The sequence below is a fragment of the Bacillus sp. S10(2024) genome (genome assembly GCF_050473865.1).
Taxonomy (GTDB): domain Bacteria; phylum Bacillota; class Bacilli; order Bacillales; family Bacillaceae_G; genus Bacillus_A.
Genome location: NZ_JBFLUR010000002.1, coordinates 4,402,917 through 4,417,944, shown reverse-complemented (window position 1 = coordinate 4,417,944; position 15,028 = coordinate 4,402,917). Strand labels below are relative to the sequence as shown.

17 protein-coding genes are annotated in these 15,028 nt (G+C 37.7%); 3 read left to right on the top strand and 14 right to left on the bottom strand.

What is annotated here, in order from left to right:
- Positions 1 to 40 precede the first annotated feature (40 nt).
- The 3 genes from AB1280_RS22460 to AB1280_RS22450 are packed head-to-tail and all read left to right on the top strand — an operon-like array spanning position 41 to position 1,874.
- Positions 41 to 313: a (2Fe-2S)-binding protein gene (locus tag AB1280_RS22460; protein ID WP_272188433.1), complete on the top strand. Its 273-nt coding sequence runs from the start codon at positions 41 to 43 to the stop codon at positions 311 to 313.
- Complete coding sequence (locus tag AB1280_RS22455; protein WP_429757068.1) at positions 310 to 642, top strand: (2Fe-2S)-binding protein; 333 nt, start codon at positions 310 to 312, stop codon at positions 640 to 642. The genes AB1280_RS22460 and AB1280_RS22455 overlap by 4 nt, the downstream gene beginning before the upstream one ends.
- Positions 639 to 1,874: an NAD(P)/FAD-dependent oxidoreductase gene (locus AB1280_RS22450; protein ID WP_429757067.1), complete on the top strand. Its 1,236-nt coding sequence runs from the start codon at positions 639 to 641 to the stop codon at positions 1,872 to 1,874. Before AB1280_RS22455 ends, AB1280_RS22450 begins: the two co-directional genes overlap by 4 nt.
- Before the next feature lie 60 nt (positions 1,875 to 1,934).
- Here the strand turns inward: AB1280_RS22450 and AB1280_RS22445 are convergent, their stop codons facing one another.
- From AB1280_RS22445 to AB1280_RS22380, 14 genes are all read right to left on the bottom strand, one after another.
- Complete coding sequence (locus AB1280_RS22445) at positions 1,935 to 3,056, bottom strand: PepSY-associated TM helix domain-containing protein (protein WP_429757066.1); 1,122 nt, start codon at positions 3,054 to 3,056, stop codon at positions 1,935 to 1,937.
- A 312-nt stretch (positions 3,057 to 3,368) separates the two neighbouring features.
- Complete coding sequence (locus AB1280_RS22440; protein WP_429757065.1) at positions 3,369 to 3,944, bottom strand: histidine phosphatase family protein; 576 nt, start codon at positions 3,942 to 3,944, stop codon at positions 3,369 to 3,371.
- Positions 3,945 to 3,974: 30 nt separating this feature from the next.
- Positions 3,975 to 4,154, bottom strand: coding sequence for a hypothetical protein (locus AB1280_RS22435; protein ID WP_336470934.1), 180 nt, complete (start codon positions 4,152 to 4,154; stop codon positions 3,975 to 3,977).
- Positions 4,155 to 4,171: 17 nt separating this feature from the next.
- On the bottom strand, positions 4,172 to 4,333 hold the full coding sequence (locus AB1280_RS22430) for a hypothetical protein (protein WP_429757064.1): 162 nt from the start codon (positions 4,331 to 4,333) through the stop codon (positions 4,172 to 4,174).
- A gap of 15 nt (positions 4,334 to 4,348) precedes the next feature.
- The gene (locus tag AB1280_RS22425; RefSeq protein ID WP_429757063.1) at positions 4,349 to 4,537 is read right to left on the bottom strand and encodes a hypothetical protein; all 189 of its coding nucleotides are present in this window, start codon (positions 4,535 to 4,537) and stop codon (positions 4,349 to 4,351) included.
- A gap of 196 nt (positions 4,538 to 4,733) precedes the next feature.
- On the bottom strand, positions 4,734 to 5,144 hold the full coding sequence (locus AB1280_RS22420) for a PH domain-containing protein (protein WP_429757062.1): 411 nt from the start codon (positions 5,142 to 5,144) through the stop codon (positions 4,734 to 4,736).
- Positions 5,145 to 5,211: 67 nt separating this feature from the next.
- Positions 5,212 to 5,763, bottom strand: a complete 552-nt coding sequence (locus AB1280_RS22415; protein WP_429757061.1) for a GNAT family N-acetyltransferase — start codon at positions 5,761 to 5,763, stop codon at positions 5,212 to 5,214.
- A 72-nt stretch (positions 5,764 to 5,835) separates the two neighbouring features.
- The gene (locus AB1280_RS22410; RefSeq protein WP_429757397.1) at positions 5,836 to 6,735 is read right to left on the bottom strand and encodes a DMT family transporter; all 900 of its coding nucleotides are present in this window, start codon (positions 6,733 to 6,735) and stop codon (positions 5,836 to 5,838) included.
- Complete coding sequence (locus AB1280_RS22405) at positions 6,725 to 7,138, bottom strand: MerR family transcriptional regulator (protein WP_272188445.1); 414 nt, start codon at positions 7,136 to 7,138, stop codon at positions 6,725 to 6,727. Before AB1280_RS22405 ends, AB1280_RS22410 begins: the two co-directional genes overlap by 11 nt.
- Before the next feature lie 102 nt (positions 7,139 to 7,240).
- The gene (murC, locus tag AB1280_RS22400) at positions 7,241 to 8,554 is read right to left on the bottom strand and encodes a UDP-N-acetylmuramate--L-alanine ligase (protein ID WP_272188447.1); all 1,314 of its coding nucleotides are present in this window, start codon (positions 8,552 to 8,554) and stop codon (positions 7,241 to 7,243) included.
- A 362-nt stretch (positions 8,555 to 8,916) separates the two neighbouring features.
- A complete protein-coding gene (locus AB1280_RS22395) occupies positions 8,917 to 10,038 on the bottom strand; it encodes a nicotinate phosphoribosyltransferase (RefSeq protein WP_272188449.1) in 1,122 nt (373 codons plus the stop codon).
- Between the two features lie 61 nt (positions 10,039 to 10,099).
- Positions 10,100 to 13,669, bottom strand: a complete 3,570-nt coding sequence (locus AB1280_RS22390; RefSeq protein ID WP_429757060.1) for a DNA translocase FtsK — start codon at positions 13,667 to 13,669, stop codon at positions 10,100 to 10,102.
- A gap of 151 nt (positions 13,670 to 13,820) precedes the next feature.
- Positions 13,821 to 14,651, bottom strand: coding sequence for an N-acetylmuramoyl-L-alanine amidase family protein (locus tag AB1280_RS22385; protein WP_429757059.1), 831 nt, complete (start codon positions 14,649 to 14,651; stop codon positions 13,821 to 13,823).
- Between the two features lie 9 nt (positions 14,652 to 14,660).
- Positions 14,661 to 15,020, bottom strand: coding sequence for a thiamine transporter (locus AB1280_RS22380; RefSeq protein ID WP_429757058.1), 360 nt, complete (start codon positions 15,018 to 15,020; stop codon positions 14,661 to 14,663).
- Between the last annotated feature and the right edge of the window lie 8 nt (positions 15,021 to 15,028).

The following is a 15,028-nucleotide window of genomic DNA, read 5'->3' as shown; positions in this document are numbered from 1 at the left end:
GCATAGTATTTTTATGAACGACAATGGAGGAGGAATTCAAATGGGGAACAAAGATAGCATTGTAGTTTGTCGTTGTGAAGAGGTTACTTACGGACAACTTCATCAAACAGCAAATCAGCATCAATGCACAGCGAGAGAATTAAAATTAAGAACACGAGCAGGAATGGGCTTTTGCGGAGGCCGCACGTGCCGCCTAACATTAGATAACATTATTGAAAGCATCATCCCTAATGTATCACCTAGTGAAATTCCGTTAAAATACCAGCCCCCAGTTCGGCCGGTGACATTTGGAACAGTAGGTGAAAAACAATGACTAGAATTATGAATCATCCCATTTTAGGGAATTTAGATGATAGAGAACGTATTTCTTTTCAATTTGATGGAGTCGAATATGAAGCGTATGAAAATGAAACGATTGCCGCTGCTCTTTTAGCAAATGGGATAAGAAAACTACGTGTTCATGAAGATACCGGAACACCTAGAGGAATTTATTGCAACATCGGTCACTGCTTAGAATGTCGTGTAACTGTCAATCAGCAACCAAACGTAAGAGCTTGCTTAACAGTTGTCCAGCAAGATATGGTCGTTGAAAGCGGGAAACAGCATCCGAATATTGTAAGAAGGATGGTGGAAAAGCGATGATAGATGTTATTGTAATTGGAGCAGGTCCAGCAGGATTAGCAGGAGCTATTGCTGGGGCGGAATTTGGTCTCAAAGTGACCGTTATTGATGAATTTATAAAGCCAGGCGGCAGATTACTCGGACAACTTCATCAAGAGCCTTCTGGTGAATGGTGGAATGGAATTGAAGAATCGAAACGCCTTTATCAAAAAGCACAGCAATTGGAAGTCGATATTCGTTGCGGCGTATCTGTTTACAACTTAAATAAAGAAAATAACATATGGAATGTGCATACAAGTTTCGGTACGCTAGAAGCACCATTTGTATTAGTAGCTACCGGGGCGGCTGAGTACTCTATCCCGCTTCCAGGCTGGACCCTTCCTGGTGTCATGTCAATCGGCGCAGCGCAAGTAATGACAAATGTTCACCGTGTCCAAGTTGGCCAAAAAGGAGTCATTATCGGAGCGAATATTTTATCATTTGCGATTTTAAATGAATTACAACTAGCTGGCATAACAGTTGATCGCATTGTGCTTCCGGAAAAAAGTGTCCTTAGTAAACAAGCTGGTGACCCCGAAACGGTCATGAACTCTCTCTTAAATGCAGCACATCTCGCTCCATCGCCGCTGCTACGCATCGGGAGCCATTTCATGAAAAATGACTGGATGAGAAAAATCGGTTTAAACTTTTATCCGAAAAACGGCATGAAAGTAAATGGTACCCCTCTCCAACTTCGGAAAGCAGCACTTGAAATTATCGGTGAAGATCAAGTGGAAGGGGTACGCGTGGCCGATATTGATACAAATGGCAATATTATTCAGGGATCTGAAACAATTTGCACTGCAGATTTCGTATGCATTGCAGGCGGCTTATATCCGCTAGCAGAGCTTGCTGCTGTTGCCGGGTGCCCATTTCAATACATTCCTGAACTTGGCGGCCACGTCCCTCACCATTCAGAGACGATGGAAACGCCTCTTGATGGGCTATTTGTCGCTGGTAATATTACCGGCATCGAAAGCGGTAAAATTGCCATGGCCCAAGGAACAACGGCAGGATTATCTATCGCCAAACATGTCGGAAAAGGATTAGGAACAATTGATCAACAACTACAACAAGCAGTGCAACATGTCCGCACTGTTCGCAAACAAGCTGCAATTCAATTTAATCCTGAAATTGATAATGGCAGAAGTAAAATGTACGAACTTTGGGAACGCCTCTATTCAAATAACAAGGCCTCTAAAAAAATTGTGTAATGAAATAAGAAATCCCGCCAGCTTTTGTTCTGACGGGATTTCTTATTTGGGCTTCTATAGTTATGCTGCAGTTACTGAAGAATGTTTTAGCTTTCGCTTATTCTTTTTCTTGTGCCACCACATATATATCCCAGTAAGCATTAAGATTGATGGTGTAAGACCACCAATCACATATAAGACTTTTGTAAATGAACCACCAAACGTTCCTGTATGTAGTGGTTTAAGCCATGTCTGATACTTCAGTCCATCATCCACCTTTGGGTCTTGTTTAGACAACACTTTCCCGCTATACTGGTCAACCCACATTTTCACATTCCCATTCCCTGGATCGTATGGACGGCTCAAACGAATTTCCACAGCACCTTCTGCTTTTCCTTTTTTAGCTTTCGCTGGCATCCTTACTTGCGTAATAGTCCCTTGAGGAACCGCCTTTTCAGCTTCACTTAACAAGTGATCAAGAGGGAGTTTTCCTCCTGAAAGAGGCTTAGAAATAAGTTTCTCCTTCGGTGGCATGACACTCGTTTTCGCTCCGAACCACCCAAAAATTGTCTTATCGTATGCAAAAAGTGCCCCTGTTAATGAAACCACTAATAAAAGTGGCATAGCACTGATTCCAATGACTTTATGTAGATCATACTGTTTTACATATGTATTCTTACTGCGCCGTATAACAAAACCACGTGTCCACTTTTTAATTCCAGGCCACCATAAATACAAGCCAGATAAACTAATAAAAAAGAAAACAAATCCAATAATACCGACAATTTCTTTACCGTTAAAATCTTTCAGAAGTAAATGATAATGAATTTCTTTGACTTGATTAAAAAACGCCTTTTCCCCTAAATCTCCATTTATATTACCAGTCCCTGGATCAACATATACAGATTTCGTCCCTTTTCCTTCTTTCAAATTAAACAAATAAACCCCTTGAGAGTGTGGATCATCTGGCGTATACACACGCTGAATTTCTCCCTTTGGATATGCACTTGCTACCACTTGCAAAGCTTTCTGATATGTAACCGGTTCACCCTTAGTTATTTTGTATAAATTAGGATAAATCATACGATTTAATTCGTTGTCAAAGACAAGCAAACTCCCAGTCAATCCAATTAGCACAATGAACATACCAGCTATCATGCTAAGGTATAAATGAATCTTCCTAACCAAACTACGAACTTTCATAAAAGTCCCCCTTAATGAAATGAAAAATCAAATTAATATTAAAGATAACGATTATCATTGTCAATAAGTTGAGAGAATATATTTATAAGGTGCTTTTTGGTAAACTAAAAAGCACCTTATAAATATATTTTTGTAAAATCATAGTTTAGTGGAAAATGGGCTCTAACATGCAACTGACATTTACAATATAAAAAAGACGAAGCAGCTATCGAGATTCAATAGCTGCTTCGTCTTTTTTATATTCATATGCCCTATAAGTTGTATGCAGAAGTATATCCTTCGTTTTATTATTCTGGAATAAACTACAACACTCTATTCTAAATGCACAGTGCAATTATACAATTCTGAATCCCAACCATTCTCTAGTTTAATAATTTTTGTTAGAGACGTATTTTTCGGAGATTCTGCCATATGTAAATGAGGCACCAATTCCTTTAGAAGATGTTTAACAAATGCACCATGACTAATGATTAATATATTTTTATTATCATGTTTAGATGAAATCTCTTCAATGACCGAAAGGCCTCTTGTAATCACACTATTAGCACTTTCAATCCCTAAATCCAACTCTCTCCAATTCTTTCCCCATTTTAAAATCCTCTCTTCTTCCGTTGTCCCTTCAATCTGTCCTCCGCCTGCTTCACGAAGTCTAGCTTCTAAATATAGGGGGATAGTTGGAAGTTTTTCTCCAATAATCTCAGCAGTTCGCTTTGCTCTTAATAGATCGCTAGAATATATGAAATCCCAATTCTCCTTATGCAAACGCTCTGCTAATTTATATGCATCTGCTACTCCAGCTTGATCAAGGGAAATATTTGAACTCCCCTGTGCTCTTCCTTCTTTATTCCACAGTGTACTCCCGTGACGAATGATCCCTATTCTAGTCATGTAAAAACCTCCAAATGATGAAAAATGAACTTAGTTCGAAGTATTATTCCTCTTTCTAAGCTCATCTCGTATATCTTTTAAATACTCATTTCGTTCTCTCATTCTCTTTAATACAGTTAACATAACACATACTACGAAGGCTGCTGCTGCGACATAGAAAACAAGTCCTAATATTGAAAAAATACTATATAAGGCCGTCCCAGATTCCATATCTCTGTCCCCCTATTTTAAGTAGATGGAGTAACCCATACTTCATACATCAATTTATCCCCAAGCCAAACTGTATCCGTATGAACATGAAATCGTTGAACATTTGCCAAACGAAAAGCCAAAACATAGGCAACTTTCTCGTCTGGAGTTGTATATCCATCAAAAACTCCCGCATACATATCGTTACTGATATTTTATTGCTTAAAAGATTTCTTCCCTTTACTTTTCTCATATTGATAATGAAAATAATAGAGAAGTACGATTGCTAAAATCCCTACTCCAATCGACATGTATAAAGGACATTCCCAGCGGACATAGCCCCTCACACAAATCAAGAGCACCGTTAACATTTCAAAGCAAAATAATACTTTTACATCTTTCATCGGCTACTCCTTATGTATAATTCCATTTTGATTTTTCAACATATAAGTTGCTGTTATTTAAAATAAAAAATGATTTACACTCGTTTTCTCTCTTTATTTTATCGGTGTACATGGCAGAAAAAGGCCCTGACCGCTTCCATACATGCCCAGATGTTCTCGCCCACCTAAAAGAGAGGGGGTTAAGGGATTTATTTACTTAGTTTTCTATTCTCACATGAGGACTTCCTTGCAAAAGCAACTCCATAAATTTTTCTTTCTCTTTTGGCATTGTAATCATATGTACTTCAAAATTATCGCCGTACGTAATTTCTAAATTTCTCTTACTTTTTCCAACAAACCGGATTGCTCGAATACTTACAAGCGGAATTTTCTTCTTGGTTAACCAATGCCCTGTTACGAGCTCATCATTAACGATTTTATGTTGAAACACAAATATTTCAGAAATAGAAATAATCTCGACAGCTAGAAATAATATTCCTACCACAAGTCCTGCTAGCCATCCCTTTTCATTCAGCGTGAATGATATAATAGGAGAGATTACGACAAGTAGCAGCATAATGACAGTAAGCAATATCATAATTGGATTCTTTTTTATGTGAAATTCCATTCCCATCACCTCTTAACCATATTGTACCATTAATTGTTAGTAAATTTAGAAAAAAAGAAGCGTCCTACTATACGCTTCTTTTTTTCCATTCTCTCGCTAACATACTATATACCGCAGTGTCATGAAAATGATCATATAACCATTCTCCATCACGAAGCACTCCATCTAAATGAAAACCAAGGCGTTCTGGAATGGCACGGCTCTTTTGATTACTTACGCCGCAATGTATTTCAACTTTATTTAACTTTAAATTTTCAAAAGCATAACGAAGCACACATTCTACGCTTCGTGTCATAATGCCTTTTCCGCTTGCTTCTTCTGCAAGATAGTAACCAAGACTTGCCGCTTTCTTTGCCCAATTCACCGGATGAATACCAACCATCCCAACGAGTTTTCCTTTATAGCGTATACCTGCTTCAAAACCATTTCCATCTGCGAATTGATGCAGCCACATTGGAAAGATCTCATTATACGCTTCCGCTGTTTTCGTACGATCGACCCATGGAAGCCATTCTCGTAAATGTTCTCGGTTGCTGTCCACTAATTCGTACAGCTCATTTTTATGATTTTTTTCCAACAATTGTAATTTGATTTCTTCATCGACTCTGAGTGTAAACATTTCTAAATCCCCTTTTTATTTTCTTATTATTCTAACACTTCGATTTGTAAATTGTTAATAAAAATTACAAATTTATACTACTTTTTTAACACGTAATGTAAAGAGTCCTGATGAAAGAAGAACACCACTAATTACTAAAGTCATTCCTAATACTTGTGCCGAAGTTATATTTACACCATTTAAGAAAGAAACAATCATTGTTACAACTGGAACTAAGTTAAAAAATAAAGATGTTTTAGCAGCCCCAATTTGAGACACCCCGTTATTCCACCATAAATAGCCTAATACACTCGTTCCAATAGCCATAAATAAGATGGAAAGCCAGGCGAATAGAGGAATATCCATAATAGGCACTATATTTTTCTGTAAAGGAGAAACACAAAGAAAAGCAATTGCTCCGACAATCATTGTATATGTTGTTGTGTGCATAGGACTTCCACTTTTAATAAGCTTTCTACTTAATACACTATATAATCCCCAGCAAACATTACCCAATAAAATAAGCAAATCTCCTATGGAAAAAGATAAATTCTGTATAACAGAGAATGACCCTTGTGTAATAACAAGTATTACACCAATAAATCCAAATGCCATTCCGATTACTTGCCTTCTCACTATTTTTTCTTGTAAAATCAGCCTCGCTAATATTGTCGTAACAAGTGGGTTCGTAGCCATAATGAGTGAGCCATTTATAGCCTCTGTACTTTTCATTCCTAAAAAGAAACAGAAATTAAACCCAAATACACCAACTATCCCAAGTAACATGTAGTAACCAATATTCTGTTTACACTCTTCCAACTTCAAATTTTTCCTGATAACTAAAATACTTAACATAAAAAACGCCGCTATGCCGAAACGCCACGCAGCAATGTGAGCAACTGAAAAATATTGTACTGCATATTTTGAAACATTAAATGTTCCACCAGTAAATAATGCAAATCCAAGCAACTTTAAATACACTTTATTTTTCATCATCGCCCTCACAGTACTTTTCTCCTAAAAAATCATGATAAATCTCTAGTTTTTGTTCTGTAAGTTGAATTACTCGTTCTAATTGTTTCTTTTGGACTTCTATCTTTTTTAAATGATCATTTAAAATGGAAATACGCTTTTTTATTTTCGAAGGCACTTCTTCTTTTCTTTGCTTAATTTCTTCTAAAATACAACCGTCACTTGCAAACTCTGCAATTTCTTCTAATGACATTCCCGTTTGTTTTAAGGAATATAGAAATTGTAAAAACTGCACATCTCCATCTGTATATTGACGAATACCGCTATTTCGTTTTGGCGGCGGCACTAATCCTAATTTCTCATAATACCGAAGTGTATGAATGCTCATTCCTGTTAACTCTGCAACTTTTCCAATTGTATACATCATATCTCCCCCTTACCTTCCACAACTTTATCTTACTACCTAGAGTTAACTCTAGGTCAACAACAAAAAAAGACGCGTATCTCTACACGTCTTTTCATTTCCTTACTTTTTCTCCGCTACTTGAACTTCCTTTAGATAAGCAGCTTCAAACTTTTGAATATCACCAGCGCCCATAAAAATAAGTACGCCGTTTTTATGTTTCTTTAATACTTCTGTCGTCATAACTGTAACTAGCTCTGCACCATCAATGCGTTGCTGTAAGTCTTGAATTGTTAATTCTCCTCTATTTTCACGCGCAGAACCGAAAATATCACATAAATATACTTGATCTGCCTTACGTAAACTTTCTGCAAATTCATCTAAGAATTTTTGTGTTCTCGAGAATGTATGCGGCTGAAATACTGCTACGATTTCACGTTCTGGGTGTTTTTGACGAGCTGCTTCAATTGTCACAGTAATTTCCGTTGGGTGATGTGCGTAATCATCAATAATTACTTGCTCACCTACTACCTTTTCGTTGAAACGACGCTTTACGCCGCCAAATGTTGTTAACTGCTGTTTTACAACTTCGACATCAATGTTTTCATAATGACAAAGGGCAATAACCGCCAATGCATTTAGCACGCTATGATTGCCGTAACCTGTGATTTCGAACGTTCCATAATACGTATTACGAACAAAGACATCAAATCCAGTGCCATCTGTTCGTTTTTGAATGTTACGTGCCTGGAAATCATTATCTTCGCCAAATCCATAGAAAATAACTGGTACTTTCGCCTGAATCTTTTGAAGTTCTTCATCATCACCACACGCAATAATCCCTTTTTTCACTTGCAGCGCCATCTCTTGGAACGCACTAAATACATCATTAATGTCTGCAAAGTAATCTGGGTGATCAAAATCGATATTTGTCATAATTGCATAATCTGGATGATACGACAAGAAATGACGGCGATATTCACACGCTTCAAATACAAAATACTTACTATCCTCTACTCCAAGTCCTGTTCCATCACCAATTAAACAAGATGTAGGGCTCGCTCCTTGCATTACGTGAGATAACAAACCTGTCGTTGATGTTTTTCCGTGAGCACCAGTTACAGCAACGCTCGTATACTTGCTCATAAAATCACCTAAAAAGTGATGATAACGATAAATAGGTAAATTTAATTCTTTTGCATATTCAATTTCCTCATGCGTATCTGGAAATGCATTTCCTGCAATAATCACTTGTCCTTCTTCAATATTCTTCTTATCAAAAGGTAGGATAGAAATCCCACGCTCTTCCAACGCTGTTTGCGTAAAAAAACGTTTGTCTACATCAGAACCTTGAACAGTATGCTTCATATCATGTAAAATTTGCGCTAAAGCACTCATCCCTGTCCCTTTAATTCCTACAAAATGGTAAACTGTCATCTTAAAGAACCTCCAACATTTCGAACTATTCCAACGGTCTATCTATAAGACAGTATATGATTTTCTTCTTATTTTGGTAATCATCTCGAATTTCTTATAATCACGTCTAAGCTTCCTTATAAGTCCATAACAAACCTATTATAGCAAAAAACAATCCATTATACTATGATAACAGAAAAACTGATAGGGTCAATTCCCTACCAGTTTTTCCGTTTATTCAACTATTTAAAACTAACTATTCCTCACTTAATATTCAGAGAGAAACAAATAAAATTGTTTGGGAATAACTGCCCGTAAAAGCCCGATTGGACGTGCTAACCATCGGTGAGGGATGAAGCTCCCCCACCGATGGAAGTTTCACTTTATTCCGCGTCTTCCCTTGCTTGTAATTGAACTCGTTCTAAACGTGGATTTGGACGATATTTACGTCCTGCTTTCGCTTCTGGTTTTCCGTTTAATTCTACGTTATCACCTGTGAAGCCAATGTTCATTTTTAATAAGCTACTGCCGACACCATAAATATCAACAGGAACATTTTGTGATTCAAACTCACGAATACGTTTTTCATCAAAGCCGCCGCTTACTACGATATTCACGTGCTGGAATCCTTCGTCATCTAATGCTTTACGAAGTGCAAAGATTAGAGATGGATTCACACCGCGTGGATCAAATGTGCCAAGTACTTCTGGATGACGAATGAAGTATTGATCAATCATCGTGCGCGATGTATCTACACGTACGCCTTTTAGTTCTGATCCGAACTCACGAGCAACACGAAGTGCATCTGTAATGACATCGTTATTGTAATCGATTAGTACGACTAGCTCATCTTTTGGAAACTTTTTATGATATGCTTTTGCCGCTTCTACAACATCACCATTAAACATTTGAATTAAAGCGTGAGGCATTGTTCCCATTCCGCTTCTGCCCCACCATTCATTCATCGCATGTGTTGCTTGTGCGCTCATACCGCCGATATAAGCAGCATAACCATCACCTGCTTGTTGTGTATAATGATCATCACGGTCGCCCATGAAAATAACAGGCTTCTCTTTCTGACCGCTGCGCGCAGCTTGTACAACGTTATACACATTTGTTGCCACAGAAGTGCGGCGCCCTAAAATACCATCAATAACACCTTCTAAATAGCCGAAATACTCATAAGGTCCGCGAATCGTTAATACCGTTTCAAACGGACTTACTTTATCCCCATCTTTTAAGGTGTGAATTTCAAGCTCTTCAGGGTACTCCGCAAATGTTTGTAATAAAGCAAGCACTTCATCTGTTCCACATAATACAGCGTGTTCTTTCTGGAAAAATTGCATTGTCACAACGCTTTCCGCTCGAAATTCTTTAATAATATCACGAGTTTTTAAGAAATAAACCGCTGAAAACCATCCTTCACCAACGCGCTCATCAAACTTGAACGTCTTATTTGTCAGTCGCTTTATTTCACCTTGTAATTTTAGTTCGATTTCTTTCATGTCGCTATACTCCCTACTTTACTATCCAACGTTTTCTCTTAGTATACAGCAAAACCTTTTCTTATACATGTATATCCTGCATCGCAGCAAATTCATCTTCTGTAATAAGGACATCTCTTGGTTTTGTTCCGCGTGCTTCCGAAATAATCCCTTGCGCTTCCATTTCCTCAATAAGACGCGCGGCACGGTTATAACCAATACGGAATCTTCTCTGTACAGAAGATGTGGACGCTCCTCCTTGTTCCACAACAAATTGACACGCCTCAAAGAATAGCTCATCCTCAGATTCTTGTTGTTCCGTTTTTGCCAATAAGTCTTCTTGCTGGAATAAATAATTTGGCTTCATTTGACGTTTCGCATGCGCAACAGACTTTTCAATTTCCTCATCTGAAACGTATACCCCTTGCACACGAACCGGTTTTGACGTTCCATTATCTAAAAATAACATATCACCGCGTCCAAGTAATTTCTCAGCTCCGCCAATATCAATGATTGTACGAGAGTCTACTTGTGATGATACTGTAAAGGCAATTCGCGTTGGAATATTTGATTTAATTAATCCTGTAATTACATCTACAGATGGACGCTGCGTCGCTACTAATAAATGAATTCCACAAGCCCTTGCTTTTTGAGCAATGCGGCAAATCGCTTCCTCTACATCACCTGGTGCAACCATCATTAAATCAGCTAACTCATCAATTACAATGACGATATACGGCAACGTTTCTCCTGGAATTTCTTGTTCATTCATAATTGTATTATAACGTGATAGATCACGAGCACCTGCATGCGCAAACAATTCATAACGGCGTTCCATTTCATCAACTGCCCATTTTAAGGCTGCCGTTGCTGCTTTTACATCCGTAATAACCGGTGCAACAAGGTGAGGTACAGAATTATATGGTGCAAGTTCCACCATCTTCGGATCAATTAACATCAGCTTTACTTCATGCGGCTTCGCCTTATATAAAATACTTGTTAAAATTGCATTAATACATACACTTTTTCCCGATCCTGTCGATCCGGCAATTAAACCGTGCGGCATTTTTCGAATATCCGTAACAATCGGTGTTCCTGAAATATCAAGACCAAGTGCGACTGTAAGCGGTGATTCACTTTTCGTAAACACTGGACTTCGTAAAATTTCTCGAAGGAATACGGCTTTACTTTCTTTATTTGGTACTTCAATTCCAACCGCATTTTTACCCGGAATTGGCGCTTCAATTCGAATATCACGAGCCGCCAAGTTCAGTTTAATATCATCACTTAAGTTCGTAATTTTATTTACTTTCACACCAGGATCTGGCTGCACTTCAAAACGAGTAACAGCTGGTCCTTGCGTCACATTCACAACCTTTGCACCGATATGGAAATTATGGAATGTCGTATTTAACAGCTCTTTTTGTCCCTCTAACCACTCAGCGTCATTTGTCGCTGAGTGATTTGGAATATTTAAAAGTGTTAATGGCGGAAATTCGTATGTTGGCGGCGCTTGTAAAACATTTCGAACATCTTGCACTGTTTCTACAACAACTCGGTGCGTCATTTCCTCTTGCACTGGCGGCTCAATATTTTGTTTTTGCTCAGGCCCTGTATGAGCGGGTTGTGTTGCCATTGCTACACGACGTTTTTCTTCTAACATCTGTTTATCTTGCTTCAACATCACTACATTAAACGGAACGAAACGTTTCTTCTCACGTTTTGGCTCTTCAATCACCTTTTCTTTTTGCTCCGCTTTCACTTCTGGCTGTTTCTTAGCTTGCGTTTCTTCTATTATTACATTGGCAAAGCTTTGTACAGCTTGCTGTGTTTGCTCATCAGCTTGAATAAATTTTTCCGTTTGTTCTTGCGTGAAACTTTCTGCTTTTGGTACTTCATCAAACTCTGCGGTAATCAATTCTTCTATGTCTAGTGATACATCCACTACTTCTGTTTCCTCGGATACTTCAGCTTCAAATGATTCTTCTATTTCTACAGATTCCTCTGCTACAGGTGTTTCCTCTTGAATAACAGATTCTTCTACGATTGAAGTTTCTTCTTGCATATCGGAGTCTTCCATTATTGAAGATGTTTCTACCACTAGCCCAAACTCTTTACCTTCTACAGTTGATTCTTCCAGCTCGGCAAATTCCCCTGTCTTCAGATGTTCTTCGGTAGTAACAAATTCTGCTACTTCGCTTATTACTTCTTCGGTAAGTTCTTCTTCAAGTGACTCTTCTATCTCTACAGATTCCTCTACTTCTTCTGTCATTTCTTCCATAACAGATTCTTCTGTCACTTCACTTATTACTTCTTCCATAACAGATTCTTCTGCTACTTCACTTATTACTTCTTCCGTAACAGATTCTTCTGCTACTTCACTTATTACTTCTTCCGTAACAGATTCTTCTGCTACTTCACTTATTACTTCTTCCGTAACAGATTCTTCTGCTACTTCACTTATTACTTCTTCCGTAACAGATTCTTCTGCTACTTCACTTATTACTTCTTCCGTAACAGATTCTTCTGTCACTTCACTTATTACTTCTTCCGTAACAGATTCTTCTGCTACTTCACTTATTACTTCTTCCGTAACAGATTCTTCTGCTACTTCACTTATTACTTCTTCCGTAACAGATTCTTCTGTCACTTCACTTATTACTTCTTCCGTAACAGATTCTTCTGCTACTTCACCTATTACTTCTTCCATAACAGATTCTTCTGCTACTTCACTTATTACTTCTTCCATAACAGATTCTTCTGCTACTTCACTTATCACTTCTTCCATAACAGATTCTTCTGCTACTTCACTTATCACTTCTTCCGTAACAGATTCTTCAAGTGACTCTTCTATCTCTACAGATTCCTCTACTTCTTCTGTCATTTCAAATCTTGTCTCTATAACATTAGATTCTTGTACCTCACTTTCAGATGTATGAATTTGCTCAGTAACATCTTCAAACTTATCTAGCTGTTCCTCATGGCTATGTAACGCCGCTTCGTTTTTCTCTAGATTCACAACCGATTTACTATCTTCCGTTTGCTCTCCATTCGTTTTCACAATGGTAGATTCAACTTCTGTTAATTCATCTTGTGATGAATCAGAACTTATATAGCCATTCTTCTCTAACCACGCATCAACAACTGATTTTCCTTCCATTGATATTTCAATATCTTCTCGTTGTTGTTGCTTACTTTCTTCATTTTCTTTTTGTCTTGATTGTGGACGATTGTATCCAAAAACGGGTGAAAGCATTTCTGATGGGCGGAACGGTCTTCGATTAGTTTCAACTTTAGAAGTAGGTTTTACCTTCTCAGTACTTGGTTCTATATATGTCATTTCTTGCACTTCTTCTACTCGTCTTGATCGGCGCCGTTCTCTAATCGGGCCTTCTTGTATAGCGAGCTTTTCTAGACGAGATGATTCTTGCGTACTTTCGTCAAATCCATTATCAGGAATTAACGGGAAACGGAAATTACTACCCGAATTTGGTTTAGACGCTTGCAGGTCAGCTTCTCGTTTATCAGAGTAGTATTTTACACGAGGAATCTGAGAAGTAACCTTTTTCTCTGCAGATGTTTCTATTGTTTTTAATGCTGTCGCTTCATTTTCTTCCTCTTTTTTAAAAAGCTTTTTCATCCAATCTAACATGCTTACCACTCTTTCTACTAAATAGTAACACCCTTTATTGTATCAGCATTCGGCAAAAAGTGCAGATGAAATTGCTTTCATTTCATTTACAGAAAAATAAAAAATATTATTAAATAAAAATGGCTCCATCTAGGATGGAGCCAAGAAAAAATTACCTTTTACTAACCCGATAACCCTCAACACTATCTGCTACACTTTGCAGTAAAGAACGTAAATAATTCACATCTGATAGTTTTCTGTCTTCTTCTGGATTTGACATAAATCCTAGTTCTAATAAAACCCCTGGTACCTCAGCCCAGTTAAACCCAGACAAATCATCACGAAATTTAATCCCATTTACTTGTACGCTACTGTTTTCCTTCACTTTATTCACAATAAACTCAGAAGCGGTTAAACTCTCTTGATAAATGTTTTTTGTAAAAGCATTCTCTTTTGACGGCGTTAACACCGCAAAACCCTTTTCTGCTGTACTTTCCGAACCATCTGCATGAATTCGTAAAAACAAATTTGCATGATGCTCATTAGCAATTGCCGCTCGTTCTTTATTACTCATATTCACATCATGTGTCGTTCTTGTCATAACCACTTCAATGCCTTTTGCTTCTAACATCTCTTTTAATAGAACAGCTGCTTCTAAATTTAGTTCATACTCTCGCTTTTTCGTTACAACTCCTGTTGTTCCATCTGTTACTTTATATTTTTGTTTTGTTGCCCCTGGGCCAATTGGCTCTAATTCCAAATTCGCTTTTCGTTGGTGACCTGGATCAATACATACAATAAACTTTGTTTTTTCCCTGACAGGTGCTGGTGCTGGCTCTTCTTTCACTTGCTCCGCTTTCGGTTCATTGTTTTGTACAGAACTTTCTACACGAGAAGGCTCTTTTTCCTCTTGCTTAGGTGATGTTTTTGCCGCTTCCTTCGTGCATCCCATCATACAAAGTGCAGCTATCATCATTACAGAAATATTTTTTATGTACTTCATATTATCTCCCTATCTATGAAAAGAATTTCTTATGTACTCCATAATTTCATCTATATGATTCATAATACAAGCAGGATTCCAAGTGCTCATCCCTCGCTCTGCAATATACACATGTAAATTCTGTATATCTACAAAAACAGGATTACCAAGGTCCGTATCATATCCAATCACAAACCAGCTTTCTTGCCAATTTCCTTCTCTTTCTCCTATTAATGAATTTCCTTTCTTATCATACCGATAACCAACTTGCCCACTTTCAAATTCTTGTTTATGAAATAGATAAATTTCTAACGATTGCAATTCAATATCATGAATACGAGATGTTTGAATGAGTTGAAGTAGTTCGTATACTTTCGGATGCTGCATCATGCGATATA